The organism is Streptomyces polyasparticus, from assembly GCF_014493765.1.
GTDB lineage: Bacteria > Actinomycetota > Actinomycetes > Streptomycetales > Streptomycetaceae > Streptomyces > Streptomyces polyasparticus.
The window spans coordinates 171,889-197,980 of the sequence record NZ_JACTVJ010000010.1 but is presented as its reverse complement, the minus strand read 5'-3'; the positions used below and the strand labels follow the sequence as shown (position 1 = coordinate 197,980).

At 71.2% G+C, this 26,092-nt stretch carries 26 protein-coding genes and 2 pseudogenes; 17 read left to right on the top strand and 11 right to left on the bottom strand.

Going from position 1 to position 26,092, the window contains the following annotated elements; translation table 11 throughout:
• The first annotated feature begins 31 nt into the window (after positions 1 to 31).
• The 7 genes from H9Y04_RS20340 (at position 32) to H9Y04_RS20310 (ending at position 8,015) form a co-directional block, all read left to right on the top strand.
• Complete coding sequence (locus H9Y04_RS20340) at positions 32 to 865, top strand: ABC transporter ATP-binding protein (RefSeq protein WP_236071130.1); 834 nt, start codon at positions 32 to 34, stop codon at positions 863 to 865.
• A gap of 7 nt (positions 866 to 872) precedes the next feature.
• Positions 873 to 3,437, top strand: coding sequence for an ABC transporter permease (locus H9Y04_RS20335; RefSeq protein WP_187815357.1), 2,565 nt, complete (start codon positions 873 to 875; stop codon positions 3,435 to 3,437).
• Between the two features lie 42 nt (positions 3,438 to 3,479).
• Positions 3,480 to 4,370, top strand: a complete 891-nt coding sequence (locus H9Y04_RS20330; protein ID WP_187815700.1) for a TIGR03621 family F420-dependent LLM class oxidoreductase — start codon at positions 3,480 to 3,482, stop codon at positions 4,368 to 4,370.
• Between the two features lie 79 nt (positions 4,371 to 4,449).
• Positions 4,450 to 4,884 (top strand): GNAT family N-acetyltransferase, encoded by a 435-nt coding sequence (locus H9Y04_RS20325; RefSeq protein WP_187815356.1) that lies wholly within the window; start codon positions 4,450 to 4,452, stop codon positions 4,882 to 4,884.
• Positions 4,885 to 5,135: 251 nt separating this feature from the next.
• Positions 5,136 to 6,467 carry a hemolysin family protein gene (locus H9Y04_RS20320; RefSeq protein ID WP_187815355.1) on the top strand — a complete coding sequence of 444 codons (1,332 nt, stop codon included), beginning with the start codon at positions 5,136 to 5,138 and terminating at the stop codon, positions 6,465 to 6,467.
• Positions 6,464 to 7,480, top strand: a complete 1,017-nt coding sequence (locus H9Y04_RS20315) for a hemolysin family protein (protein ID WP_187815354.1) — start codon at positions 6,464 to 6,466, stop codon at positions 7,478 to 7,480. The genes H9Y04_RS20320 and H9Y04_RS20315 overlap by 4 nt, the downstream gene beginning before the upstream one ends.
• Positions 7,481 to 7,553: 73 nt before the next feature.
• On the top strand, positions 7,554 to 8,015 hold the full coding sequence (locus tag H9Y04_RS20310) for a GNAT family N-acetyltransferase (RefSeq protein ID WP_187815353.1): 462 nt from the start codon (positions 7,554 to 7,556) through the stop codon (positions 8,013 to 8,015).
• A 21-nt stretch (positions 8,016 to 8,036) separates the two neighbouring features.
• Here the strand turns inward: H9Y04_RS20310 and H9Y04_RS20305 are convergent, their stop codons facing one another.
• Complete coding sequence (locus tag H9Y04_RS20305; RefSeq protein WP_187815352.1) at positions 8,037 to 8,507, bottom strand: carboxymuconolactone decarboxylase family protein; 471 nt, start codon at positions 8,505 to 8,507, stop codon at positions 8,037 to 8,039.
• Positions 8,508 to 8,654: 147 nt separating this feature from the next.
• Between H9Y04_RS20305 and H9Y04_RS20300 the strand changes: the two genes are divergently transcribed.
• The 3 genes from H9Y04_RS20300 to mug all read left to right on the top strand — a co-directional run bounded on the left by H9Y04_RS20300 (position 8,655) and on the right by mug (position 11,570).
• Positions 8,655 to 9,431 carry an SGNH/GDSL hydrolase family protein gene (locus tag H9Y04_RS20300; protein ID WP_187815351.1) on the top strand — a complete coding sequence of 259 codons (777 nt, stop codon included), beginning with the start codon at positions 8,655 to 8,657 and terminating at the stop codon, positions 9,429 to 9,431.
• Between the two features lie 166 nt (positions 9,432 to 9,597).
• Positions 9,598 to 11,031 carry an adenylosuccinate lyase gene (purB, locus tag H9Y04_RS20295; RefSeq protein ID WP_187815350.1) on the top strand — a complete coding sequence of 478 codons (1,434 nt, stop codon included), beginning with the start codon at positions 9,598 to 9,600 and terminating at the stop codon, positions 11,029 to 11,031.
• 53 nt (positions 11,032 to 11,084) lie between these two features.
• Complete coding sequence (gene mug / locus H9Y04_RS20290) at positions 11,085 to 11,570, top strand: G/U mismatch-specific DNA glycosylase (RefSeq protein WP_438818123.1); 486 nt, start codon at positions 11,085 to 11,087, stop codon at positions 11,568 to 11,570.
• Positions 11,571 to 11,588: 18 nt separating this feature from the next.
• Here the strand turns inward: mug and H9Y04_RS20285 are convergent, their stop codons facing one another.
• From H9Y04_RS20285 to H9Y04_RS20265, 5 genes are all read right to left on the bottom strand, one after another.
• On the bottom strand, positions 11,589 to 12,137 hold the full coding sequence (locus H9Y04_RS20285) for a histidine phosphatase family protein (protein ID WP_187815349.1): 549 nt from the start codon (positions 12,135 to 12,137) through the stop codon (positions 11,589 to 11,591).
• Between the two features lie 89 nt (positions 12,138 to 12,226).
• A complete protein-coding gene (locus H9Y04_RS20280) occupies positions 12,227 to 13,030 on the bottom strand; it encodes a hypothetical protein (protein WP_187815348.1) in 804 nt (267 codons plus the stop codon).
• A 102-nt stretch (positions 13,031 to 13,132) separates the two neighbouring features.
• Complete coding sequence (locus H9Y04_RS20275; RefSeq protein WP_187815347.1) at positions 13,133 to 13,546, bottom strand: hypothetical protein; 414 nt, start codon at positions 13,544 to 13,546, stop codon at positions 13,133 to 13,135.
• A gap of 69 nt (positions 13,547 to 13,615) precedes the next feature.
• Positions 13,616 to 14,353, bottom strand: a complete 738-nt coding sequence (locus H9Y04_RS20270) for an ABC transporter permease (RefSeq protein ID WP_187815346.1) — start codon at positions 14,351 to 14,353, stop codon at positions 13,616 to 13,618.
• Between the two features lie 41 nt (positions 14,354 to 14,394).
• Positions 14,395 to 15,315, bottom strand: a complete 921-nt coding sequence (locus H9Y04_RS20265) for an ABC transporter ATP-binding protein (RefSeq protein ID WP_187815345.1) — start codon at positions 15,313 to 15,315, stop codon at positions 14,395 to 14,397.
• A gap of 106 nt (positions 15,316 to 15,421) precedes the next feature.
• Between H9Y04_RS20265 and H9Y04_RS20260 the strand changes: the two genes are divergently transcribed.
• The 3 genes from H9Y04_RS20260 (at position 15,422) to H9Y04_RS20250 (ending at position 18,613) form a co-directional block, all read left to right on the top strand.
• Entirely contained in the window at positions 15,422 to 16,633 is a 1,212-nt protein-coding gene (locus H9Y04_RS20260; protein WP_187815344.1) for a sensor histidine kinase, read from the top strand.
• A gap of 62 nt (positions 16,634 to 16,695) precedes the next feature.
• Positions 16,696 to 17,346, top strand: coding sequence for a response regulator transcription factor (locus H9Y04_RS20255; protein ID WP_187815343.1), 651 nt, complete (start codon positions 16,696 to 16,698; stop codon positions 17,344 to 17,346).
• Between the two features lie 112 nt (positions 17,347 to 17,458).
• Complete coding sequence (locus tag H9Y04_RS20250) at positions 17,459 to 18,613, top strand: ROK family transcriptional regulator (RefSeq protein ID WP_187815342.1); 1,155 nt, start codon at positions 17,459 to 17,461, stop codon at positions 18,611 to 18,613.
• 40 nt (positions 18,614 to 18,653) lie between these two features.
• Here H9Y04_RS20250 and H9Y04_RS20245 read toward each other — a convergent pair whose 3' ends face one another.
• Positions 18,654 to 19,316 (bottom strand): hypothetical protein, encoded by a 663-nt coding sequence (locus H9Y04_RS20245; protein ID WP_187815341.1) that lies wholly within the window; start codon positions 19,314 to 19,316, stop codon positions 18,654 to 18,656.
• 126 nt (positions 19,317 to 19,442) lie between these two features.
• Positions 19,443 to 19,925: a hypothetical protein gene (locus H9Y04_RS20240; protein WP_187815340.1), complete on the bottom strand. Its 483-nt coding sequence runs from the start codon at positions 19,923 to 19,925 to the stop codon at positions 19,443 to 19,445.
• Positions 19,926 to 20,252: 327 nt separating this feature from the next.
• Here H9Y04_RS20240 and H9Y04_RS48680 point away from each other — a divergent pair.
• From H9Y04_RS48680 to H9Y04_RS46855, 3 genes and pseudogenes are all read left to right on the top strand, one after another.
• Positions 20,253 to 20,797, top strand: a pseudogene (locus H9Y04_RS48680) (GAP family protein).
• Positions 20,798 to 20,959: 162 nt separating this feature from the next.
• Positions 20,960 to 21,787: a SulP family inorganic anion transporter gene (locus H9Y04_RS46860; RefSeq protein ID WP_308801047.1), complete on the top strand. Its 828-nt coding sequence runs from the start codon at positions 20,960 to 20,962 to the stop codon at positions 21,785 to 21,787.
• Positions 21,784 to 22,233: a sodium-independent anion transporter gene (locus tag H9Y04_RS46855; RefSeq protein ID WP_308801046.1), complete on the top strand. Its 450-nt coding sequence runs from the start codon at positions 21,784 to 21,786 to the stop codon at positions 22,231 to 22,233. Before H9Y04_RS46860 ends, H9Y04_RS46855 begins: the two co-directional genes overlap by 4 nt.
• Positions 22,234 to 22,259: 26 nt before the next feature.
• On the opposite strand, the gene H9Y04_RS20225 is transcribed toward H9Y04_RS46855, so the two are convergent.
• The gene (locus tag H9Y04_RS20225) at positions 22,260 to 23,015 is read right to left on the bottom strand and encodes a GntR family transcriptional regulator (protein ID WP_187815339.1); all 756 of its coding nucleotides are present in this window, start codon (positions 23,013 to 23,015) and stop codon (positions 22,260 to 22,262) included.
• 267 nt (positions 23,016 to 23,282) lie between these two features.
• A complete protein-coding gene (gene sigJ, locus H9Y04_RS20220; RefSeq protein WP_187815338.1) occupies positions 23,283 to 24,179 on the bottom strand; it encodes an RNA polymerase sigma factor SigJ in 897 nt (298 codons plus the stop codon).
• Positions 24,180 to 24,346: 167 nt separating this feature from the next.
• Between sigJ and H9Y04_RS20215 the strand changes: the two genes are divergently transcribed.
• Positions 24,347 to 25,177: an alpha/beta fold hydrolase gene (locus H9Y04_RS20215; RefSeq protein WP_187815337.1), complete on the top strand. Its 831-nt coding sequence runs from the start codon at positions 24,347 to 24,349 to the stop codon at positions 25,175 to 25,177.
• A gap of 54 nt (positions 25,178 to 25,231) precedes the next feature.
• Here H9Y04_RS20215 and H9Y04_RS20210 read toward each other — a convergent pair.
• Positions 25,232 to 26,077, bottom strand: a pseudogene (locus H9Y04_RS20210) (DMT family transporter); the annotation flags it as partial.
• Between the last annotated feature and the right edge of the window lie 15 nt (positions 26,078 to 26,092).

Sequence of the window (26,092 nt, the reverse complement as noted above, 5' to 3'; positions counted from 1 at the left end):
GTTGGGGACGGACCGGAGCCCGGGAGACGCCTTGTCCACACCGTCAGCAGCACATCCCACCGACCTCGCGGAACCGGACAGGATCGCGGCAAGGGCCCGCGGGCTGACCAAGGCGTACGGATCGGGCGAGACCACCGTGCTCGCGCTCGACGCGGTCGACGTCGACATCGCCCGGGGCCGGTTCACCGCCGTGATGGGCCCTTCGGGTTCGGGCAAGTCGACCCTGATGCACTGCCTGGCCGGCCTCGACTCGGTCTCCGCGGGACAGGTGTGGCTCGGCGACACCGAGATCACCGGACTGCGCGAGCGCGAGCTGACACGGCTGCGCCGGGACCGGATCGGCTTCATGTTCCAGGCGTTCAACCTGCTGCCGACCCTCAACGCCCGCGAGAACATCACGCTGCCGATGGACATCGCCGGACGCAAGCCCGACGCCGAATGGCTGGAGCGCGTGATCGACACACTCGGGCTGCGGGACCGCCTCAAGCACCGCCCGGCGCAACTGTCCGGCGGCCAGCAGCAGCGCGTGGCCTGCGCGCGGGCCCTCGCCTCGCGCCCCGAGCTGATCTTCGCGGACGAGCCGACGGGAAATCTGGACTCGCGCGCCGGGCTCGAAGTGCTCGGCTTCCTGCGCGAGGCCGTGGACGAACTCGGCCAGACCGTCGTCATGGTGACGCACGACCCGGGCGCCGCGGCGCACTCGGATCTGGTGCTGTTCCTCGGTGACGGACGGATTGTCGACGAGATGGAGCGGCCGACGGCGGAGGCGGTGCTCGAACGGATGAAGCGCTTCGACTCCCTGGGAGCCGTGCCAAGGCCCGACGAGCTCGACGCCCCGTCGGCCGACCCCCTGCACAAGGACTGAGGCGGCCGTGCTCAAGGCCACGCTGCGCAGCTTCTTCGCCCACAAGGGCCGGCTTTTCCTGTCGGCGCTCGCCGTGATCCTGTCCGTGGCGTTCGTCGCGGGCAGCCTGATCTTCTCCGACACGGTGACCCGTACCTTCGACCGGCTCTTCGCCTCGACCTCGGCCGATGTCACCGTCACGGCCAAGGAGGACATCGACGAGGGCATCCCGTCCGGTCTGGTCCCGACCGTGCCCGCCGAACTCGCCGAGCAGATCTCCTCGATGGAGGGCGTGGCGGGCACGCATCTGGACGTGGGCGTCGAGAACATCACGGTCGTCGACGCCGAGAACGAGCCGGTCGGCCCCACCACCGGCGCTCCCACCATCGCCACCAACTGGTATGTCACCGACCGCAGTCCGGTCGAGCTGACCGACGGCCGTGAGCCATCGGGCCCCGGCGAGGCGCTACTCGACGCGGACACCGCCGACAACAAGAACCTCGAGATCGGCGACACCCTCACGGTGCTCGCGCGTCCCGGTTCGTTCAAGGTGGAGATCGTCGGCATCGCCACGTTCACCACCACCAACCCCGGTGCCGCCCTGGTGTTCCTGGACACCGCCACCGCGCAGCAGGAGCTGCTCGGCGACCCGGGCAAGGCCACCGGGATCGCGGTCGACGCGGCCCCCGGGGTCAGCGACGAGCAGCTCAAGAAGAACCTGGCGGCCGAGCTCGGTGGCGCGTACGAGCTGCAGACCGCGGACGAGCAGGCCGAGTCCGCCGCGGCCGAACTGGGCGGCTTCCTCGATGTGATCAAGTACGTGATGCTCGGCTTCGCCGGGATCGCGGTCCTGGTCGGCATCTTCCTGATCGTCAACACCTTCTCGATGCTGATCGCCCAGCGCACCCGCGAACTCGGCCTGATGCGCGCCCTGGGCGCGGACCGCCGCCAGGTGCGCCGCTCGGTGATGACCGAGGCGCTCCTGCTCGGCCTGGTCGGCTCCACGCTGGGCCTGGCCACCGGCATCGGTCTGGCCGCGGGCCTGATCGAGCTGATGGGCCTGCTCGGGATGAACCTCAAGGCCACCGAGATGGTCATCGGCTGGGGGACGCCCGTCGCCTCGTACGCGGTGGGCGTCGGCGTCACCTTCCTCGCGGCCTATCTGCCCGCGCGGCGCGCGGCTCGGGTCTCCCCCATGGCGGCGCTCGCCGATATCGAAGTCATGGGCCTGGGGCGGCCGTTGACGGTCCGCGCCATCGTCGGCTCGATCGTGGGCGCGGCCGGTGCGGCCGCACTGATCGGCTGCGCCCTGGCCACGGACAGCGCGGGGGCGGGTTCGCTGCTCGGCCTCGGTGTGGCGCTCACCCTGATCGCGACCGTGATCGCCGGGCCGCTCCTCGTCCGGCCGGTGATCCGGGTCCTGGGCGGCGCGTTCCCTGCCGTGTTCGGCTCGGTGGGCCGGATGAGCCAGCGCAACGCGCTGCGCAATCCGCGCCGTACCGGCGCCACGGCCGCCGCGCTGATGGTCGGGCTGGCCCTGGTGGGCGGCCTGTCGGTGGCCAGCGCCTCGATGACCAAGTCCTTCGACGAGCAGATCGACCGCTCGCTCGGCGCCGACTTCGTGGTGCAGAACAGCAACTTCATGCCGTTCCCCACCGAGGTGACCGACGCCGCCAAGAGCGCGGACGGCGCGGGGCTCGTGGTGCGGCAGCGGTTCGTGCCGATCGCGCTCACCATGCCGGACGGCGAACGGGTGGAGTCCACGGCGTCCGCGTACGAGTCGCGCCTGGACGAAGTGGCGAAGGTCGAGTACACGGCGGGTGACACTCAGGCCGCCCTCGCCGCCGACAGCCTGGGCATGGACCACGAGTTCGCCGCCGAGCACGGCGTCAAGGCCGGTGACCGGCTGTCCGTGGAGTTCCCCGGCAAGCGCAAGGCGACGCTGACGGTGGGGGCCCTGACGGACCTGCCGGGCAGCGGCACCTTCGGGCCGCAGGGCGGGATCTTCCTCGGGTTCGAGACCGCCGACGCGTACGTGCCGGACGGCCAGGATTCGGCCGTGTACATCAACGCGGGCTCCGGTGTCGACGCCGATGAGCTGCGCAAGGACCTGGAGAAGGCGCTCGATCCGTATCCGCAGGTACAGGTGCGCGACCAGGCCGACTACAAAGAGCTGATCCGCAGCCAGATCTCGGTCATGCTCTATCTCGTCTACGCCCTGCTCGGCCTCGCGATCATCATCGCGGTTCTCGGAGTCGTCAACACCCTTGCCCTGTCGGTCGTCGAGCGGACCCGCGAGATCGGTCTGCTGCGGGCGATCGGCCTGGCGCGGCGGCAGTTGAGCTGGATGATCCGGCTGGAGTCCGTGGTGATCTCGGTGTTCGGTGCACTGCTCGGCATCGCGCTCGGCCTGGTGTGGGGCGTGGCCATCCAGCAGGTGCTCGCTCTGGAGGGCATGACGGCCTTCGCGATTCCGTGGGGAACCATGGTCGCGGTGGTGCTCGGCTCGATCGTGGTCGGCCTCGCGGCGGCGCTGCTGCCGGCGCTGCGCGCGGCCCGGATGAATGTCCTTGCGGCGATCGCGCACGAATAGGGCGCCCACTTCGGTGAGGGACGCCCCGATGAAGGAGGCATGATGCGCCGCCCGTTCCGCTTCGGCGTGAACTTCCTCGGCACCGCGCCCGCCGACGCCTGGCGCGCCAAGTGCCGACGCGCCGAGGAGCTCGGCTACGACGTCCTGCTCGTCCCCGACCACCTCGGCATGCCGGCGCCGTTTCCCGCCCTGGTGGCCGCGGCGGAGGCCACCGAGCGGCCCCGCCTGGGCACCTTCGTGCTCAACGCAGGGTTTTGGAACCCCGCCCTGCTCGCCCGTGAGATCGTCACGACGGACGCGCTGACCGGCGGCCGCCTGGAGGTGGGCCTCGGCACGGGATATGTACGGGCCGAGCACGAGGATGCCGCGCTGCCGTGGGGTTCCCCCGGGGAACGGGTCGGCCATCTCGTCCGCACCGTACGGGAGTTGAGGCGCCGGTACGCCGAAGCACCCCTCAAGGAGCAGCTGACGCAGCCGGGCGGTCCGCCCCTGCTGATCGGCGGCAATGGCGAGCGCGTGCTGCGGCTCGCCGCCGAGGAGGCCGCGACCGTGGCCTTCACCGGTGCGCGCTCGTCCCCCGATGCCCCCGGCACTCTGCTGGCACTGAGCGCCGAGGAGTTCGCGGCCCGCATCGCCCGCTACGAGGAGTCCGAGCGCGCCGTCGGCGGGCCGCCCGCCGAACGCAATCTGCTGCTGCAGCTGGTGGAGCTCACGGACGACCGGGCCAAGGCGGTGGACGCGCTGGCGCAGCGCAGTGCCCATCTCACACAGGAGCAGGTGCTCGCGCTGCCGATCCTGGCCGTGGGCACCGTGGACGAAGTGACCCGCCAACTGCTCGACCAGCGCGAGCAGTTCGGGATCTCGTATCTGACCGTGCTCGAGCCGTACATGGAAGCGTTCGCTCCGGTGATCCAGGCGCTGCACAGGCACTGACCCGTACGGGACTCGCCCCGTCTGTCCGCATCGCGGAATCGGTTGGAACGAGCGCGCGGGCCGGTGATGGGATGACGGCATGACCGATCTGAACATCCGGGCCGCCGGGCCCGAGGACCTCGACTCCGTACTCGCCTTCTGGAAGACCGCCGCCGAGGGCACGAGCATCAGCGACGACCGTGCGGGGGTGGAGCGGCTCGTCGAGCGGGACCCCGAGGCGCTGATCCTCGCGGAGCTCGACGGGGAGCTCGTCGGCACCGTGATCGCCGGGTTCGACGGCTGGCGCTGCCATCTGTACCGGCTCGCGGTGGATCCCGGCCGGCGCCGGCGCGGTATCGGTTCGGCGCTGCTCGCCGCGGCCGAGGAGCGGTTCGTGGCACTCGGCGGGCGGCGGGCCGACGCCATGGTTCTTGTGCGCAACGAGTCGGGGCAGCGGGCCTGGGAGGCCGGCGGCTACCACCCGGAGGAGCACTGGCGGCGGTGGGTGAAGCCGCTCGCCGAGCCCGCGGAGTGAGCATGCACCTCAGGCAAAGTGGCTTTCTGGCGGAGTGACCCGCGCATCAGCGGGAAACCGGCCCCATGACCTTGAGCACCGCCTACTTTGCGATTCCTTTACGATGGGGTCTTCAGCACGGCACCCGCACTGCATCAGCAGTGCGTCCCTCCCGACGAAAGGTGTGAGCGTCCGCCCATGGGCGAGCCTCCCAGTACCCGACATCGCGCACTCTCCGTATCCCTGGCCGATCATGGGACGGAGGTGACCCGATGATCGAAGTGCTCCTGCTCGCCGTGGCCCTGCTGCTCACGCTGGCCTGCGGCGTCTTCGTGGCCGCCGAGTTCTCGCTGACCACGGTCGAACGCTCCACCCTGGAGCGCGCCGCCGCCGAGGGCGAGCGCGGCGCCGACAGCGCCCTGAAGGCCGTACGGACGCTGACCTTCCAGCTCTCCGGCGCCCAGCTCGGCATCACCGTCACCGGCCTGGTCATCGGCATGATCTCCAAGCCCTCGCTCGGCAAACTGCTCGCCGGTCCGCTGGACGACCTGGGGCTTTCGCAAGGGGCCGCCGACAGCGTGGCGCTGGTGCTCGCCACCGCCCTGTCCACGATCGTCCTGATGGTCATCGGCGAGCTGGTGCCCAAGAACTGGGCCATCTCCTCACCGCTCGCGGTCGCCAAGCGGGTGGCCACGGCACAGCGCTGGTTCAGCCTGGCCTTCAAGCCGCTGATCAACCATCTGAACAACACCGCGAACCGTTCCGTACGGCGCTTCGGCATGGAGCCCGCCGAGGAGCTCGCCTCCGCGCGCGGGCCGCAGGAGCTGGCCGCCCTGGCGCGGCACTCCGCCAAGGAGGGCGCGCTCGAGGCGGACACCGCCGAGCTGTTCGTACGCACCCTGAACCTCGCCGACCTGACCGCCGAGAACGTGATGACCCCGCGCGTCCAGGTCATCGCCCTGGACGTGAAGGCCACCGCGGAGGATGTCGCCACCGCGACCAGGGCCACGGGCCTGTCCCGTTTCCCGGTCTACCGCGAGTCGCTCGACCAGGTGGTCGGCGTCGCCCACATCAAGGACGTCCTGGCCGTGCCCGCCGAGCTCAGGACGCGCCGCTCGGTGGCGCAGCTGATGCGCGAGCCGCTGCTCGTGCCGGAGTCGCTGACCGTGGACCGGCTGCTCGACCGACTCTCGGGCAAGCGCACCATGGCCGTCGTGATCGACGAGTACGGCGGTACGGCCGGTGTGGCCACCCTCGAGGACATCGTCGAGGAGGTCGTGGGCGAGGTCCGCGACGAACACGATCCGCACGAGACCACCGATCTGGCCCCGGCCGGCGAGGACGAGGACGGCCGCGCGCTGTTCTCGGCGGACGGCTCCGCCCGCATGGACCAGCTGGAGAAAATCGGCCTGCGCGCGCCGGACGGCCCGTACGAGACGCTCGCCGGTCTGGTGGCCACCGAGCTCGGCCATATCCCGGTCGCCGGCGACAGCGTCGAGGTGGCCGGCTGGCGCCTCGACGTCGTCGACGCCACAGGGCGCCGCGCCGCCCGCGTCCTGATGCACACACCCCTGCACGAGACCCCTGAGGAGGCGCAGCGATGATCGCCGTACAGCTCCTCATCGGTCTGGCGACCCTGGTCGTCAACGCCTTCTTCGTGGGTGCCGAGTTCGCCCTGATCTCGGTGCGCCGCAGCCAGGTCGAACCGCACGCCGAACAGGGCGACCGGCGGGCCCGCGCCGTCATGTGGGGCCTGGAGCACGTGTCGCATCTGATGGCCGCGGCCCAGCTCGGCATCACGCTGTGCACCCTGGTGCTCGGTATCGTCGCCGAGCCCGCGATCGCCCATCTCCTGGAGCCGGTCTTCGACATGGTGGGCTTCGTGCCGGAAGGCCTGGTGCACCCGATCTCGTTCGTGATCGCGCTCGCCGTGGCCACGTATCTGCACATGCTGCTCGGCGAGATGATCCCGAAGAACATCGCGCTCGCCGAGCCGGTGAAGTCGGCGCTGCTGCTCGGCCCGCCGCTGGTCGCGCTCACGCGGGCGCTGCGCCCGGTGATCTTCGCGATCAACGCCTTCGCGAACGTGCTGCTCAAGCTGTTGCGCGTGGAGCCGAAGGACGAGGTCGAGGCGACCTTCTCCGACGATCAACTGGCCCGTATGGTCAAGGACTCCAGCGACGCGGGCCTGCTCGACGACCGCGCTACTGAGCGCCTGCACGACGCGCTGGAGCTGGGCAACCGCCCGGTGAAGGATGTCGTGCTGCCGCTGGAGCGGGTCACGTACGCGCGCCTCGGTGTGACACCCGAGCAGTTGGAGCGGCTGTCGGCCGAATCCGGGTTCTCCCGGTTCCCCGTGGTGGACGATGCGCGCCGGATCGTCGGCTATCTGCACGTGAAGGACGCGCTGGAGGTCCAGCCGCGCGATCTGCCGTTCCAGGTACAGGACATGCGCCCGATCGCCCGGGTCCGCGAGACGACCCCGCTGGACGACGTGCTGACCGCGATGCGCCGCAGCCGTACGCATGTGGCGGCGGTGCTCGGCACGGACGGCCGCCTCGCGGGGCTCGTCACCATGGAGGACGTGCTGCGGGAGCTGTTCGGGCAGCCTGTGTGACGCCCCGTCGCAGTGAGCGGCCCGGAGCCGTCGGCCGGAATAACCGGTTGACGGTCTCCATAGGGTTTCCGGCATGACCCTCCGACTGGAAAAGATCACGCCGGCCACCCTCGATTCCGCGCTCGCGATCCGCGTACGGAGCGACCAGGAACACCTGGTCGCTCCGGTGGTGAAGTCCCTGGCCGAGGCCTATGTGCACCAGGAGACGGCCTGGCCCCGACTGATCATGGACGGGGACAAGGCCGTCGGCTTCGTGATGGCCTTCCTCGACATCCAGTGGAGGGATGAGGACCCCGCGGACGTCAGGTCCGGCCTGTGGCGCCTGAACATCGCGGACGGTGAACAGGGCCGCGGATACGGCCGGTTCGCGGTCGACGCGGTCGCCCAGGAGGTCCGCCGGCGCGGCGGCACGAGTCTGTACTCGACGTGGCACCCGGGCCCGGACGGCCCGGAGGGCTTCTACCGGGGCCTCGGCTTCACCCTCACCGGCGAGACGAGCGGCGACCAGACCGTGGGAGTGCTCGCCCTGGGGTGAGCACTCCCCCATGGCGGCCGTTCAGTACTGGCCCACCTCGTAGTGGCCGGCCGGCTGCTGGGTGATGACATTGAGGCGGTTGAAGGTGTTGATGATCGCGATACCGATCACCAGGGCCGACAGCTGCTCCTCGTCGAAGTGCTTGGCGGCGTTCGCCCACACCTCGTCGGGGACGCCGCCGGCCGCGTCCGCGATGCGGGTGCCCTGCTCGGTCAGCTCCAGGGCGGCGCGCTCGGCATCGGTGTAGACGGTGGCCTCGCGCCAGGCGGCGACGAGGTTCAGCCGGATCAGGGTCTCGCCCGCTGCGGCCGCCTCCTTGAGGTGCATGTCGAGGCAGCCCGAGCAGCCGTTGATCTGGCTGGCCCGGATCTTCACCAGCTCCTGCGTGGCCCGCGGCAGCGTGGACTCCTCAAGGACCTTGCCCGCCGCGATGATGTGCTTCAGGGCCTTCATCGGGACCTGGTGACCCATGGGGTTCAGACGCGCTTCCATGATGTGCTCCTCGGTAGGTTGCGATGCCTTCACCCACGTGACGAGGCAGCCCGGCGATCCGTAACACGCCTGCGTGTGACCTGCGTCTCAGCGCTCTGCGGGGGTGCTCGGCAGGCTGCTGAGCGAGGGGATAGCATCACTCGCGCCATGCAGATCAATGCCACGTACACCAGTCTTGTCGCGGTCGGCGACTCCTTCACCGAGGGCATGTCGGACCTGCTGCCCGACGGCAGCTACCGCGGCTGGGCCGACCTCCTCGCCCTGCGGATGGCGCGCGTCGAGCCCGGGTTCCGGTACGCCAATCTCGCCGTGCGCGGGAAGCTCATCTCCCAGATCGTCGACGAACAGGTCGACGTCGCCTCGGCGATGCGCGCCGACGTGGTGACCCTGGTCGGCGGCCTCAACGACACGCTGCGGCCCAAGTGCGACATGGTGATGGTGCGCGACCGGCTCACCGAGGCCGTCGAGAAGCTCGCGCCCTCCTGCAAGCAGCTCGTCCTGATGCGCAGCCCCGCCCGACAGGGCCCGGTGCAGCAGCGTTTCCGCCCGCGCATGGAAGAGCTGTTCACGCACGTGGACGAGCTCGCGGCCAAACACGGCGCCGTGGTCGTCGACCTGTACGGCGCCGCCACCCTGTCCGACCAGCGCATGTGGGACGTGGACCGACTGCACCTCACCGGCGAGGGGCACCGCAGGGTCGCCGAGGCCGTGTGGCAGTCCCTCGGGTACGAGCCCGAGGAGGACTGGCGTGCGCCGCTGCCGCCTGCCGTTCCGCCGAAGTGGCTGGCGCGGCGGGCCGCGGACGTCAGTTTCGCCCGGCAGCACCTGATCCCTTGGATCGGCCGCCGCCTCACCGGCCGCAGCTCCGGTGACGGCCGGCCCGCCAAGCGCGCCGAGCTGCTCCCGTACGACCTGAGCTCGTAGCTCTCCCCGTACGGACTGAGCGCATAGCTCTTGCCGTACGGCCGGGGTGCATAGCACTCCCCGTACGGCCTGAGCCGTAGATCTCCCCGTACGGCCTGAGCTCGTAGTTTCCGCCAAAGCGGGCGGGCGGTTTGGCCTGCACGTTCGGCCAGTAGAATGACCGACTGTGACTGTGAAGCCCCGCATCCCGAACGTTCTGGCCGGCCGCTACGCCTCCGTGGAGCTGGCCGCCCTGTGGTCCCCCGAGCAGAAGGTCAAGCTGGAGCGCCAGCTGTGGCTGGCCGTCCTGCGCGCGCAGAAGGACCTCGGGATCGAGGTACCCGAGCAGGCGCTGGCCGACTACGAGCGCGTACTCGACCAGGTCGACCTGGCCTCGATCGCTGAGCGCGAGAAGGTCACCCGGCACGACGTGAAGGCCCGTATCGAGGAGTTCAACGCCCTGGCGGGACATGAGCACGTCCACAAGGGCATGACCTCCCGTGACCTCACGGAGAACGTCGAGCAGCTGCAGATCCGCCTCTCCCTGGAGCTGATGCGGGACCGTACGGTCGCCGTACTCGCGCGCCTGGGCAAGCTGTCCGCCGAGTACGCCGAGCTGGTCATGGCGGGCCGTTCGCACAACGTCGCCGCGCAGGCCACCACCCTCGGCAAGCGTTTCGCGACCGGCGCCGACGAGCTGCTCGTCGCGTTCGGCCGCCTCGAGGAGCTGCTCGGCCGCTACCCGCTGCGCGGCATCAAGGGCCCGGTCGGCACCGCCCAGGACATGCTCGACCTGCTCGGCGGCGACGCCGGCAAGCTGGCCGACCTGGAGCAGCGCATCGCGCAGCACCTCGGCTTCGGCCAGGCCTTCACCTCCGTCGGCCAGGTCTACCCGCGCTCCCTCGACTACGAGGTCGTCACCGCGCTCGTGCAGCTCGCGGCCGCGCCGTCCTCGATCGCCAAGACGGTCCGCCTGATGGCCGGGCACGAGCTGGTCACCGAGGGCTTCAAGCCGGGCCAGGTCGGCTCCTCGGCGATGCCGCACAAGATGAACACCCGCTCCTGCGAGCGCGTCAACGGCCTGATGGTCATTCTGCGCGGCTACGCGTCGATGACCGGCGAGCTGGCCGGCGACCAGTGGAACGAGGGCGATGTCTCCTGCTCGGTGGTGCGCCGGGTCGCGCTGCCCGACGCGTTCTTCGCGCTCGACGGTCTTCTGGAGACCTTCCTGACCGTGCTCGACGAGTTCGGCGCGTTCCCCGCCGTCGTCGCCCGTGAGCTGGACCGCTACCTGCCCTTCCTCGCCACCACCAAGGTCCTCATGGGCGCGGTGCGCGGCGGCGTGGGCCGTGAGGTCGCGCACGAGGCGATCAAGGAGCACGCGGTCGCCTCGGCGCTCGCGATGCGCGAGCAGGGCGCCGAGCGCAACGAGCTGCTCGACAAGCTGGCCGCCGACGAGCGCATCCCGCTGGACCGTGCACAGCTGGACGAACTGATGGCGGACAAGCTGTCGTTCACGGGTGCGGCCGCCGACCAGGTCGGTGTCGTGGTCGCCCGGATCGACGAGCTGGTCAAGCAGCACCCCGAGGCTGCCGCGTACACCCCGGGCGCGATCCTCTGACCAGGTACTCCCGCGCGGAACTCGAGGCCGCCCGTGACCGCGTCGTCGACGACGTGGTGGCGGGCGGTCTTCGTGTGCTCTTCTGCGGCATCAACCCCGGCCTCCTGACGGCCGCTTCGGGCTTCCACTTCGCCCGCCCCGGCAACCGTTTCTGGCCGGTGCTCCACCTGTCGGGCTTCACCCCGCGTCTGCTCCAGCCCTCCGAGCAGCGGGAGTTGCTCTCGTACGGCCTCGGCATCACCAATGTCGTCGCGCGGGCGACGGCGCGGGCCGATGAGCTGACACCCGAGGAGTACGTGGAGGGCGGCCGCATCCTCGAAGCGAAGGTGGAGCGGCTCGCGCCCCAGTGGCTCGCGGTGGTCGGGGTGACCGCGTACCGCGCGGCGTTCGGGGAGCGCACCGCGAAGATCGGCCCGCAGGACCGGACGATCGGCGGCAGCCGGGTATGGGTCCTGCCCAACCCCAGTGGCCTGAACGCGCATTGGACGGCACAGACGATGGCCGAGGAGTACGCCCGACTGCGGGAGGCGGCGTCCTGACGCACCTCGCCACCGGAGTCAGGCGGGGGCACGGCGCATACGGGCCCGAATGAAGCGGCCGTCCTCGAAGTCGAGCCGCACGCCGTCCAGGTGGCTGAAGGGAGCGCCCCAGGAGGCGTGATCCGCCGCGGGCAGGACGGCGACCAGCGCCGGTTCGATGGAGCCGCCGTGCGAGACGATGAGCGCCCCGCTGCCGTCCGGCACGGAGCGGACCACCTCGATCCATAGGCCGCGGTGCCGGGCCGCGACGGCGGCGAGCCCACCCCGAGCGCCGATCAACTCCGCGTAGCGGACGTACGGTTGCGGCCAGGTCCACTGGTCATGGTGGGCGACTTCGCCCTCGACGTAGCCGGACGGCAGGTCGACGGTGTCGTCCACGGCCCATCCCATGGCGATGGCGGTCTCGATCGCCCGGGGTGACGCGCTGGTCACCACGGATGCGAACGGCCCCGAGTCCGCACCGGCCGTGCGTGCGAGCGCGACTCCGTGGGCGGACAGGTGCGAACCGCGGCCGCGGGCGGCGCCCTTCTTCGTCGGCGCATGCCGTCGGACCTCGAGCCACCGCATCCCGTCACCCTAAGGCCGGCGAGGCCCTTGAAGGCCACCACGAAGTCGCCTGGTATCGCTTCGACTTCGCGGTGGCCTTGGGCCTGTGGCTAGCGTGTGCCCGGCTCGTCCTTCTGGAGGCCGGGCTTGAGGGGCATGTTCTGGCCGGGCAGGACGCTGGCGTTGATCTCCAGGGTCAGGACGTGCGTGCCGGGCTTGAGCTTCGCGCCGAGGATCTCGTTGAGCTCCTTGGCGTACTGCTCGGAGAGCAGGAACTTCCAGTTGGTGGGCCCGAGGGTGAACGTGCCCTGGTTGAGCCGGGGGCTCAGCAGGTTCGCGAACACGTCGACGGTGTTGTAGTGCGCCATCTCGATCTCGTGCGGCACCCGCTTGTCGTCGACATAGGCGTTGGCGCTCGCCTTGGTGAGGAACGGGAAGTCGTGCAGCCAGAACCCGTCGACCCGGTGCGAGCGGCCGGTCTTGGGGTTGGTGATCTTCCAGCCGCCCGGGTACCAGATACGGCCGTTCAGGAGGTTGATGTTGCTGTAGCCGTCGGCGCCGACCGGCGTCCACACGCCCTTGCCGCCCTTGAGCCCGCCCACCGGGCAGATCGCCTCGACCTTCCCGTTCAGCCGCTCGATCTCCGCCAGGGCCTCCGGGGAGAACGTCAGGGTGCCGGTGCCCGACTGGGCGAAGAACCACCAGGCGACATTCCGGTCGGGGGCGTCGTCGTAGTAGTGCCCCGCCGGCTTGTCCTTCTGCCCGGTCGGCGGGTTGTACACGGACGGCAGGCAGTTGGTGGCCGGAGGGTTGCCCCTCGGGTACTCGGGATCCGCCTCGACGGCCTGAGCGGCCGCGGCGGACAGCGACAGCAGAGCCGCGGCGGTCACGGCGACGGTGGTGGTGAAACGCACGAGCGTACTCCCAGGGTGCGGTCCCCCCTTGGTCGTGGGCACCACTCAGCCCCATCGGTGCCCCGGCGGCCCGCCGTACGCGTCCGTTGGGGTGACCGGCCGCTACGGCGGGTCCGCCGTGGTGACCAGCGCGAGCAGGCGGGCGGGCTCGTCGCGGGTGACACCCAGGGCCAGCCAGCGGTCGCGGGCGCGCCAGATCCGGACCTCCGCCACCAGGGTGGCGAGGAAGGCCCAGGACTCGGGTATCTGCCCCGGCAGGTCCCGCAGTTCGAGAGGGACCGGAGCGCCCCACTGCTGGCCTACCGGGCCGAGCAGTGCGTCGAGGGCGGCCGGTGCCGCGTCACGTGCCAGCTCCGCTATCCGGTAGCCCGGCCCGGACGCGCCCGGGCCCGACCTCCCGTACTCCGCGTCCAGGTCGTGCGAGCACAGCAGGTCCAGGGCGGCCAACCGGTCGTGCAGCAGGCGCACTTCGGCGCCGGTCGGCGGGTGCGGCTCGGGCCGCGGTGCGGCGGTCATGGGTCCAGTAGAGCAACGGGCACTGACAACGGGCCGGGCCCCGCGCTGCCCGGCCCGCCGCGGACGCGCTCAGGCGTCCCTGCGCCGCACGGCCCACCAGCCGGCGCCCACCGAGCCCGCCGCCCACAGCGCGGTCACGCCGAGCCCGGTCCAGGGGCCGAGGCTTCCGGTCGGGTCCGAGTGCAGGATCACCTGGCCGGCGCGGTCGGGGAGGTATTCGGCGACGCCCGCAGACATGTCACCGATGACGAAGCCCACGATCAGGATGAACGGGATGAGCAGGCTCAGCACCGCGACACCGCTGCGCAGCAGGGCCGTGAGTCCGCTGGCGAACAGGGCCATGAGCGCCAGGTAGATGCCGGCCCCGACGCAGGCGCTCAGTGCTCCCTCGTCGCCCAGACCGATCGCGTACTCCCCCATGAAGGCCTGCCCGACGAGGAACGTGACGAAGGACGTGATCATGCCCAGGAGCAGCGCCGCGGCACCGATGACGGCGGTCTTCGCCCCGTAGAAGAGTGCTCTGTTCGGTACGGCGGCGAGCGAGACGCGCAGCGCGCCGTGGGCGTACTCCGAGGAGAAGGCGGTGGCGCCGAAGCAGATGGCGGCGATCTGCGCGAAGTTGATCGCGTAGAAGGCGCTGAAGATCGCGTCGTAGTCCGGGTTGTCGGCCTCTGCCTGCCCGATCAGCGGGAAGGCGAGCAGTGTGATGGCGAGGGCCGCGATCAGTACGGAAAGGAGCGAGCCCCAACTGGCCCGTACGGAACGAATCTTGATCCATTCGGAGTGGAGCACGGCGGTGGTGGTCATGGTGGGGTCTCCTCGGCAGTGCAGAAGGCAGCAGTGCGGAATCAGGGGCGGCTGGGGGCCGCGGCGAACTCGGCGTCCTGGGCGGTGAGGGCGAGATAGGCCTGTTCCAAGGAGGCCGTCTCGTCGGCGAGTTCGAGGATCGGCACTCCTTCACGGGCGGCGAGCGCGCCGATGTCCTCGGCCTTGGCGTCCTCGACCGTGAGCTTCCCGTCCTCGTCGAACTCGGCCACGTATCCCTGCTGGATCAGGGCCTGCCGCAGCCGTGTCTGCTCGGCGCTGCGGACCCGTACGCGGGCGTGGCTGTGCGCGTCGAGGAACGCGCGCATCGGGGTGTCCGCGAGGAGCCGGCCGCGGCCGAGCACGACCAGGTGGTCGGCGAAGGAGGCGGTCTCGTTCATGAGGTGGCTGGAGACGAGGACGGTGCGGCCTTCGCGGGCGAGGCGGCGCAGGAGTTCGCGGATCCAGATGATGCCTTCGGGGTCGAGCCCGTTCGAGGGCTCGTCGAGCATGATGACGGGCGGGTCGCCGAGCAGGGCGGCGGCGATGCCGAGGCGCTGGCGCATGCCGAGCGAGTACGTCTTGATGCGGCGCTTGGCCGCGGAGGTGAGGCCGGTCTCCTCCAGGACCTCGTCGACCCGCCCCGGTGCGAGGCCGTTGCTGACGGCGAGGGCCCGCAGATGGTTGCGGCCGGTGCGCGATGCGTGCGCGTTCTGGGCATCGAGCAGGGCGCCGACCTGGCGGAGCGGATCGGTGAGCGAGGCGTAGGTGCGTCCCCCGATGGTGGCCGTGCCCGAGGTGGGGCGGTCCAGGCCCAGGACGAGCCGCATGGTGGTGGACTTGCCGGCGCCGTTGGGGCCGAGGAAGCCGGTGACCCTGCCGGGTGCCACGGTGAAGGTGATGCCGTCGACGGCGCGGGTGCTGCCGTACTCCTTGGTGAGTGCTGCGACCTCGATGCTTGTCATGGGTTCAGCCTCGCGAGCGCCGCGTCGCGGGTCCTCCCCCGGCGGTGGGGATCTTCTCCCCCGTGCGGGGGAACTGGTTGTCGCACCGCGCTGGCACGATGGCGGTATGCCTCGTTTCCTGCGCCCGCTGACCCGTGCGGTGACCTACACCCGCTGGGTCCATCTGGTGGTGGGGGCCGTGCCCACGGTGATCGGCTCGTTCATCGTCGGGGTGCACACCGACTCGGTCGCGCACTGGTTGCTTCTGGCGCTGCTGCCGATCCCGCTGGTGGCGGCGGTCGGCCTGGTGCCCGCGATGCGCCTGGCCGAGGGGCTGCAGGCCAGGATCATGCTCTTCCCCGGCCGGCATGCGCGCCAGGAGGACGAGGACGTCCGTGAACCGGTCATCATGGCGCGCCCCGCCCGGACTTGGCGCGACCGCGGGGTCACCGCCCTGTGGATGGTGCTCCGCCTCGAAGTGGGCAGCGCCATGGCCTGGCTGTCGATCCAGGCGGGCGCGGCCACGCTGGAGTTCTGCGGCGCGGTGGTCGGCGACGACCCCGGCGGCGACTATGTGTTCTCCACGCGGGGCTCCCACTGGGCCTATGTGTTCCTGGTGCCGGTGCCGCTGCTCGTCCTCGGCTTCGTGACGGCGGGCGTGGGAGCGCTGACGGCCAGGACGGCACTGCGCATGCTCGGCCCCTCCCCCGCCGAGCGGCTCGCCGCCCTCGAGGAGCGCACCGAGCAGCTGCTCGAACACAACCGCATCGCCCGCGAGCTGCACGACTCGATCGGCCACGCCCTGACCGTGGCCGTCGTCCAGGCCGGGGCGGCGCGCGCCGCGAACAGCCCCGCGTTCACCGACCAGGCGCTGGCCGCGATCGAGGACACCGGCCGCGCGGCGCTCGAAGATCTGGAGCGGGTCCTGAAGGTGCTGCGCGAGCCGGGCGAGCCCGCACACCGGCGCCCCACGCTGGCCGAGGCCGACCGCCTCCTCGACTCGGCGCGGGCCGCCGGGGCCAAGGTGGACGTGGAGATCACCGGACCGCTCGACCGCTTGCCGGGCCCGGTCACCCGCGAGGCGTACCGGATCCTGCAGGAGGCCCTCACCAATGTGCTGCGCCATGCGGGATCCGTACCGGTCCGGGTCCGGATCACCGCGGGCGACCGCCGTCTGCTGTTGTCGGTGACCAATCCGCTCGACGGCGGCTCGATCGGCGCCGGCAGCGGTTCGGGCCTACGGGGCATCCGCGAGCGCGCGACCCTGCTCGGCGGCCGTGCGCAGGCGGGGCCGAGCGAGGGCGAGTGGCGGGTCAGCGTGGATCTGCCGGTGTCCTGACGGCGGCCCGTCACCCCGAGGGTGATCAAGGCCGCCTCCGGGCCACCGCCTAAGCTGGTCCGATGCCGATCTCCGTCCTCCTCGTCGACGACGAACCGCTGGTGCGCGCCGGGCTTCGTGCCGTACTCGAGGCACAGCCCGACATCGAGGTGGTCGGGGAGGCCGCGGACGGGGCCGCCGTGGTGCCCCTTGTGCGCTCGCTGCGGCCGGATGTGGTGGCGATGGACGTACGGATGCCGCTCCTCGACGGCATCGAGGCCACGCGTGCGGTGCTGCGCACGGTGGATGATCCGCCCAAGATCCTCGTGGTGACGACCTTCGAGAACGACGAGTACGTGTACGACGCGCTGCGCGCCGGCGCCGACGGCTTTCTGCTCAAGCGCGCCCGGCCCGCGGAGATCGTGCATGCCGTACGGCTGGTCGCGGAGGGCGAGTCGCTGCTGTTCCCGGCGGCGGTGCGCTCGCTGGCGGCCGAGTACGGCAGCGCACCGGCCCGTGCGGCGATGGAGCGGGCGGCGCTCACCGAACGCGAGGCGGCCGTGCTGCGCCTGATGGCACGCGGCATGTCCAACGCCGAGATCGCGGCCGAGCTCGTGGTGGGCGCGGAGACGGTGAAGTCCCATGTCAGCGCCGTACTGGCGAAGTTGGGTGCGCGGGATCGCACCCAGGCGGTGATCGCCGCGTACGAGTCGGGGTTCGTATCGCCCGGCTGATCACTTTCCAGGGCTTTCGGGCCACCGAATGTGGGCCTCCGGGCACTCGCCGTGGCCGGGCCGCGGCGAGTACGATCCGGCCAGGCAGGTCGCAGAGCAGGAAGGACGTACGTTGAGCCGGTTGACCGGCGGGGATCCCTCGCTGCTACGACGGATCAACTCGGCCGTGGTGCTGCATGCCCTGCAGGGTGCCGACTCCGCGACCCTCACCGAGATCACCCGGATCACCGGCCTGTCCCGGCCGACCGTCGAGGGCGTGGTCGAGGGTCTGATCGAGGCCGGACTGGTCGTCGAGGCACCCGTCGAGGAGGGCGCGGCCCGGCGTCAGGGCCGGCCGGCCCGCCGTTTCCGCTTCCGTGCGGAGGCCGGACATCTGCTCGGTCTGGAGATCGGCCCGCACCGCGTGGCCGCCATGCTCTCCGATCTCGACGGCAAGGTGCTCGGCGCCAACCAGAAGCAGGTCGACGAGACCGCCTCGTCCGACGAGCGCCTGGAGCGTCTTCGCACCTGTGTGGCCGAGCTGCTGCGCCGCGCCGGCATCGCCCGCGGCTCGCTGCGCGCGGTCGGCGTCGGCAGCCCCGGCATCGTCGAGGCCGACGGCACGGTGCGCCTCGGCACGGCGCTGCCCGGCTGGACGGGTCTGCCGCTGGGCGAGCGGCTGCGCCGCTCCTTCAAGTGCCCGGTCCTGGTGGAGAACGACGCCAACACCGCGGCGGTGGCCGAGCATTGGAAGGGCGCGGCGCGCGACTCCGACGACGTGGTGTTCGTGCTCGCCGGTCTCAGCCCGGGTGCGGGTTCGCTGATCGGCGGGCGGCTGCACCGGGGATACGGGGGCGCCGCGGGCGAGATCGGTGCGCTGCATCTGCTCGGCCGCGAGGTCACCCCGGAGACCTTGCTGTCGACCACGGACGAACCGCTGCACCCGCTGGACGAGCAGGCGGTCACCGAGGTCTTCCAGCACGCCCGCGAGGGTGATGTCGGCGCGAAGGCGGCCGTCGACCGGTACATCCAGCGACTGGTCCACGATGTGGCGGCGCTGGTCCTCGCCCTCGACCCGGAGCTGGTCGTGATCGGCGGCTGGGCGGCCGGTCTCGACGGCGTACTGGAGCCGCTGCGCCGGGAGTTGGCACGTTACTGCCTGCGTCCGCCGCGAGTGGCACTGTCGATGCTGGGCGAGGCGGCGGTGGCCACGGGCGCGCTGCGCCTGGCGCTGGACCACGTGGAGGAAGAGCTCTTCGCGGTGGAGGGCACCGTCACGGGCCGCTAGGGCACCGGCGGACGGGCCGCGGTGCCCCGGGCCTCTCGGCTCACCAGGTGGGCAGATCCCTGAGTTCGCGACCCCGGCGGCGCCGCACATGGCCGCGGCGGCCGGCCAGGAGGGCCATCAGGGTCCATACGGCGGCGCCCCCGACCAGGTTGCGGAGCTCTTCGGAGGCGTCGACGGAGTCGGCTTCCTCCATCGGCACCCGGCCGTCCGGATCGCGGATGATGTCGAGCCGTTCGCCCACCTCCGGCGCCCCGGCCTGGCCCCGGTAGGTGAGCTTCTCCGCCAACTCCCTGCCGGTCTCGGTGTTCTTCAGGGTGAGCTGGTGGTTGTTGCTGCTGGTACCGGCAGCACTGTCCGCGACGACCACCACCGGCTCCCGTACGCCGCGCAGATCAAGGGCGCCCTCGGGCGGGTACTGCACCGAGCCGACCAGGACGAACAAGGCGGGCACCAGGGCCAGCACGCCCAGCCACCAGGCGCGGTGCAGAAACACCAGGAGCATGACGAAGACGAAGCACAGCACCACCCCGACGATGATCGGGATGGCGTCCGTGCCGGACGTCAGATACGCGAGCAGGGTGTTGCCCACGGCGGCCGCCCACCCGAAGGCGATCAGTCCGAGCGTCCTGCGCGCCGACTTCCAGGCGCTGACTCCGGCCCCGCCCGAAACCGCGGCTGCCCCGCTGCGTATGTCCGTGGACACGTTTCCCCCTCATCGTTCCCCGGCGTCAAGCGACTTGGCCGGCCAGGAAACGCTACCGGTCGCGGAGACCGGCGGTGTTACGGGGTGTGCACAAGCTGGGATACGAGGGGCGCGCCGGGGCAGCTCTCAGTACCGCAGCGCGGTCTTGATGTCCGTCGTCACGTCTCCGGAGAGCTTGCGGTTGCTGCGCGCCGTGGCCTTGCCGGACTTGCCGGCGGCCACGTCCGGGACCGTGACCACCACGGTGTCGAGCAGGTTGCCGCCCGAGTCGCGGAAGTCGACCTGGACCGCGAAGGACTTCGTGGCGTCCTCCTTGTTGTCGGCCGTGACCTCGACCGTGGTGCGGCCCTCGCCGTCCGTGGCCGGGTCGCCCAGCTGTACGTCGCCCTTGGCGTCGACGCTGTTCTTGACCTCGTCGAGCTTCTGCTGTGCCTGCGCGGCGGCGGAGGACGCGGCGGCCGTGACCTCGGCTCCCACCGAGCTGACGGCGGAGGCCGCCTTGCTCGCGACGTCCGACGGGCTGCTGCCGTCGTCCGAACAGCCCGCGGCGCCCAGGGCGAGCGCCGCCAGGGTTCCAGTCGCCAGAACGCGGGTCCATTGACCAGCCATGTCGCCTCCGTCATTCGTTGCGGGCGTGCTTCCTGCCAGTGAAGTGCTCCTGACCTGCGACCGCATGCGGGGCGGCGGGCCCGGCCAGCCGTTCACCCGTACGGCCGTACGTCCGTTGCGGCGGCCTCAAGGCCCGGCGAGGCTCGGCCCTGTCGTCGCCGGGGCGGGCAGGCTCTGCACGCGTGAGGCAGCAAGGGGCGACGCCATCGGACAGATGCTCGCATCGGCTGTCGGTATCGCCATCAGCCCGTTGCCCCTCATCGCGATGGTCCTGATGCCGGCGACTCCGCGCGGCAAGGGAACGGCACCGCGTTCACGCTGGGCTGGATGCTCACGCTCGACCTGGTCACCGCCGTGGTCGTGGCGGCCGGCTCCGGCGCCGGGGCCGACGACGGCAGAACGCCCGCGACTTGGACGTACTGGCTCAAGCTCGCCCTCGGCGTGCTGTTCCTGCTGATGGGCGTCAGGCAGTGGCGGGGGGGCGTCCCAAGGAGGATGAGGTGCACCGGTCGCCGGGCTGGATGCGGGCGATCGACACCTTCACGCCGGCCAAATCGGCCGGGCTCGCGGCGCTGCTCTCCGGCGCCAATCCGAAGAACCTCGTGCTGGCCATCGGCGGCGCGGCGTCCATCGCGAGCAGTCCGGCGAGCGCGGGCGGCAAGGCTGTCGCGGGTGTCCTGTTCGTACTCATCGGTTCGCTGTGCGTGCCGCTTCCCCTGCTCGTGTACGTCTTCGGCGGCGCCAAGTCGGAGCGCGTGCTGGGCAGTTGGACGGCGTGGATGGCCGAGCACAATGCGGCGATCATGACCGTCGTCCTGGTGGTCCTCGGAACGAAGTACGTGGGGGACGCGATCAGCGGACTGGCGGCATGAAACGACCGCATCTGCCCCGCCTGGGCAAGCCCAAGCCGTCCGACGTCTCCGCCGGGCTCGTCACCGGCCTGTTCTCCATCCCCGAGGGCATGGCGCCTGAAGGACGCCACCGGCTACAAACCCGACGGCCACAGCAAGCTCGTCCAACTCGGCGACTGGCTCGTGCACATCGGGGACTGGCAGCTCGCGGCGACCATGACCGCGCTTGTCACGGTCGCCGTCTGGTTTCTGGTGCGGCTCGTCAGGCGTCTCGAACCGGTGGCGGTCCTGGTGGCGCTGCTCGTGGTGAGCGTGGGTGTGGCCGTGCTCGCCACCCAGGTCGAACTGGCCCGTGACATCGGCCGCATCCCGGCCGCGCTGCCCTCCTTCACCGCCCCGGACCTGTCGGCCGTGGGGGCGCTGCTGCCGGGAGCGTTCGCCGTCGCCCTGGTGGGCCTCGCGCAGGCCGCGTCGATCGGGCCGACCGTGCCCAACCCCGACGGCTCGAAGTCCTCGGTGAACGGCGACTTCGTGGCGCAGGGGCTCGGCAACATCGGCGGCGGTCTGTTCGGCGCCCTGCCCACCGGCGGCTCGATGTCCCGTACGGGCGTCGCCGTCAGCGCCGGGGCCCGTACCCGCTGGACCGGGATCTTCGCCGGGCTGTGGCCGGCGCTGCTCGTCCTGACGCGCGGCTCGCTCGACGAGCGGATCCCGATGCCGGTCATCGGCGGCCTGATCATCGTGATCAGGTGCGAGCTGATCGTGAGCCGTATCCCGGACATCCGACTTGTCCTGCGGACCTCTCCGCTGTCGGCGGCTGCGATGGTCGTCACCTTCCTCGCGACCACCCAGCTCCCGCTCCAGCAGGCCATCGTGATCGGCGCGGTGCTCTCGCTGCTCCTGTACTGCGTGCAGGCGGCCCGGCAGGGTGATCTGCACACGCTCACCGAGACCGCGGACGGCCGCTGGCAGGTCGGCGACGTACCCGCCAAGATCGCCCCGGCACCGTGACCGTCCTGTACTACGGCGGTTCCTCGCTGTTCGCCGAGGCGCCGAGGCTCGACGAACAGTGGCCGGACACGAAGGACGCGCGGGGCGCCGCCGTGGTCCTCGGGCTGCGCGGAGTCCCCGACGTCCCCTCCTCCGCCGTCCTCAAGCTGCTGCGCCGCTACGCCCGCGACCTGCGGTCCCACGGCGGCCGCCTCTACCTCGCGGGCGTCGAGCCACGGCTCCTGGCCGTGCTGCAACGCACCGGCCTGGCACAGGAGCTGGGCGAGGACGCGGTTCTGCCGCCGACCCCGACGTGTTCGGCGCCCAGCGCGAGGCGGTGGCCCGCGCGCGGCGCTGGACGCAGGACAGGGCCTCGGATCCGACGGCCACGTGAGCCCCTGAAACGCCAACGACCGGCCCCGCCGCGGAGGGGGACGGCGGGCCCGGTCGTGTGGGGTCGAGACTGAGTGGGGCGTGCCCCGAGGGGCAGAGCTCAGGAAGCCCTGCGCTCCTGGCCGGAGTGGAATTCGACGTCGCCGCCGAACGTCAGGCGGCAGGTGTCGGCACGGTAGGTGGCGACCGATACGGCGGCCGTACGGCCTCCGGGCCCGAAGTAGCGCGTGGTCACCAGGAGCACCGGCGCGCCGGGCAGGCGGTCCAGCTGACGGGCGTCGTCGGCGCGGGCCGAGCCGAGCTCGACCGCACGGTCCTCGCCTTCGAAGCCGAGCCGCTGCAATTCGCGCAGCACGACGCGGGCGCGGGTGACGCCGTCCGGGATGTCTATGGCCGACAGGTCGGGCACGGAGGCGGCCGGCACGTACAGCAGATCGGCGGCGACGGGCTGTCCGTTGTACATCCGCGAGCGGCGCAGCACATGGACCGTCTCTTCGCCGGTGCCCAGCAGTTCGGCGACCGAGGCGGGCGGGATCTCCTGCGTGGAGTCGGCGGCCTGCCAGGCGTCACCGGTGCCGCCCGGCCAGCCGTTGCCGGCGGCTCCGACGGCCACGCCCATGCGGGGCGGGGCGACCGTGGTGCCGACACCGCGGCGGCGCTGCAGCCTGCCCTCGAGTTCGAGCTGTTCCAGCGCCTGGCGCAACGTGGCGCGCGCGACGCCGAAACGGGCCGCCAGATCGCGCTCGTTGGGCAGAATCTCGCCGACCGCGAACTCGGAGTCCAGCGCCTCACCGATCACGGTCTTGAGGTGCCAGTACTTCGTCTCCGGTGCCTGCTCAAGCTGCGTGGTCCCCACCCTGATCCTCCGCATTCGCCCTGGCGTAAATGCCCTGCCACTGGCGGCTTTTACGTGCCCTTGTTTATTAAAGGTTCCTGCACTATCCGCGACGATAGGGCCGTCCACACCCTTGGTCAAGACCAATCCTCGCTCCGTTACAGAGCGCAGCGCCCTGCTCTCATGAGGTGTTCATGCACTTGTCGCGCACGAGAAAGCCCCCGCCACGAAAGGGCGGGGGCTTTACGGCAAAGGCGACTTGATGCCCGTACGGGATGATTCCGGCAATCAGCCCCTGTCGCCCGCCAGCAGGGATTCCAGCTTGTCCGGATTGCGCTGCACGTACACGTTCTGGACGAGGCCGCCGAGGATGTCGAGCTGCATCATCACGTCGACCCTGCCGTCGACGATCCCCAACAGGGCAGGGCCGCCGTTGAGTTCGACGATCCGGTACTCGTCCAGGGCCGACCCGGTCTGCGCGGCGACGCCGTGCAGGAAGCGGCCGACCTTGTCCGCGCTCTCAAGCACGCGCAGCGGCGCCTTGGACTTGCCGCCGCTGTCGCCGACGAGCCGTGCGTCGGGCGCGAGCATGCCGATCAGACCGTCGAGGTCGCCGGCGCCCGCGGCGGCGAGGAACCGCTCGGTGAGCGCCCGGCGTTCGACCGGATCGACGTCATAGCGCGGCTTGCGTTCGTCGACGTGCTTGCGGGCACGCCCGGCCAGTTGGCGTACGGCCGCCTCGGAGCGGTCGAGGGTCTCGGCGATCTGCGCGAACGGGAAGCCGAAGGCCTCGCGCAGCACGAACACCGCGCGCTCCAGCGGCGAGAGGGATTCCATGACGACCAGGACAGCGAGCGATACGGACTCGGCGAGCACGGCCTGCTCGGCCGTGTCGGGCACCTTGTCGCCGAACTCCGTGAACACCGGTTCCGGCAGCCAGGGCCCGACATAGGACTCACGCCGCGACTGCACCTGCCGCAGTCGGTCGATCGCGAGCCTGGTCGTGATCCGCACGAGGAAGGCGCGCGCGTCCTTGACGTCGGCGCGGTCCGCGGCCGACCAGCGCAGCCAGGCCTCCTGCACCACGTCCTCGGCGTCGGCCACGCGCCCGAGCATGCGGTAGGCGACGCCGGTCAGGACCGGGCGCTGGGCTTCGAATTCGTCCACGAGAGTGTCGGTCGGCACCGTTCCATCCCACCCGACGCGGTGCGCCGTGTCCAGCCGCGGCCAGTCGGGGCCCAACAAGGGGTTACCGAACAGTAGTTGTTGCTGACAGACTGTCTAGGAGCTCCGGGAGCCGGACTCCGAGGAGCCGCCAGCGCGCCCCAGTGCCGTCCACGACGAGGAGCAGCATGTCCGCCACCGTCACCTTCAGTGTCGACTCCCCCCAGGGCCCGAAGGATGTCAGCGTCGTCTACCGGCGCGGCGGTTCGGGCGATCCGCTGCTCCTGCTGCACGGCATCGGTCACCATCACCAGGCCTGGGACCCGGTCTTCGGGATCCTCGCGGCCGACCGCGATGTGATCGCCGTGGATCTGCCCGGCTTCGGCGCCTCGCCCGCGCTGCCCGACGGCCTCGCGTACGACCTGGCGGGTGTCGTGCCCGCACTCGGCGCCCTGTGCCAGGCGCTCGGGATAGAGCGGCCCCATGTGGTGGGCAATTCGCTGGGCGGTCTGCTGGCCCTGGAGATGGGCCGCGAGAAGCTCGTACGGTCGGTGACCGCGCTTTCGCCGGCCGGTTTCTGGACGCAGGCCGAACGCCGCTACGCCTTCGGCACGCTCCTGGCGATGCACCGGGGAGCCAAGGTGCTTCCGGTCCCGGCCATCGAGCGGCTTTCCCGCTCCGCGGCCGGACGCGCGGCGCTGACGAGCACCATCTACGCACGCCCCGGGCGCCGTTCACCGGAGGCCGTGGTCGCCGAGACCCTGGCCCTGCGCGACGCCACGGGGTTCCACGAGACGCTGGTGGCGGGGCGCGCCGTCCGGTTCCGCGACGATGTCGACTCCGTCCCGGTCACCATCGCCTGGGGCACCCGCGACCGATTGCTGCTGCGGCGCCAGGGTGTGCGGGCCAAGCACACGATCCCCGGCGCCCGCCTTGTCCGCCTGCCCGGGTGCGGGCATGTGCCGATGAACGACGATCCGGCGCTCGTGGCGCGCGTCATCCTCGACTCGACCTCCTGACGGCACCCCACCACGTCGTGGGTTCGTGAACACCCCTGACCCCAGGGCGACTCCGAGCCCCACGAGTACGCTTCCCGCCGCCTGTGCGGCGCCGTAGTTCCCGGTGCCGACCAGCGGCGCGGTCGCGGCGGCGGCCACGGGGATGAGGCCCGAGAAGAGCGTGGCCCGCTCGGCGCCGATGCGCTGCATCCCCGCGTACCAGCAGACGAAGCCGATCACGGTGACGATCACCGCCTGCCACAGCAGAGCGGCCGCTTCACCCTGCGTCGGCACGCGCAGCGCCTGGGTGCCCTGTGTCACCAGACCGATGACCAGGGACTCGACGGCGGCGATCCCGCACACGGTCGCCGACAGGAGCTTGGGGCCGAGCGGACGCACGAGCGGTACGGCGATGACGGCGAACCCGACCTCGCCGATCAGCGCGCACACCGAGAACGCGATCCCCGCGGCGTCCGTACGTCCCCATCCCTGCACCGTGAACGCCCCGGCCGCGACCAGCAACGCCCCGTACAGCACCGGGCGCGTGGGCTTACGGGATCCGAGCAGCGGCACGAGCACCGCCACCACCACCGGCGCACAGCCAACGAACACCCCGGGCACCGCGGGCTCGGCGGTGCGCTCGGCGAAGAGGACGGCCAGGTTGAAGCCGACCATGCCGACGGCCGCGAGGAGTGCGAGCCGCAGCCAGTGGCGGCGGGTCAGGGCGCGCAGCGGTGCGAGGCCGCCGCGGCCGAGCAGCGGCAGCAGGAGCAGACAGGCGAGGCCGTAGCGCAGGAACTGCCCTCCGGCGTACGGGTAGTCGCCGAGCACGCTGTTCGCGGTGAACGAGGCGCCGACGAGGCAGCAGGCGAAGGCGGCGAGCAGGGCGCCGCGGGCGGTGGTGAGCTGTGGTGCAGGCATGTCTTGGACGCTAGA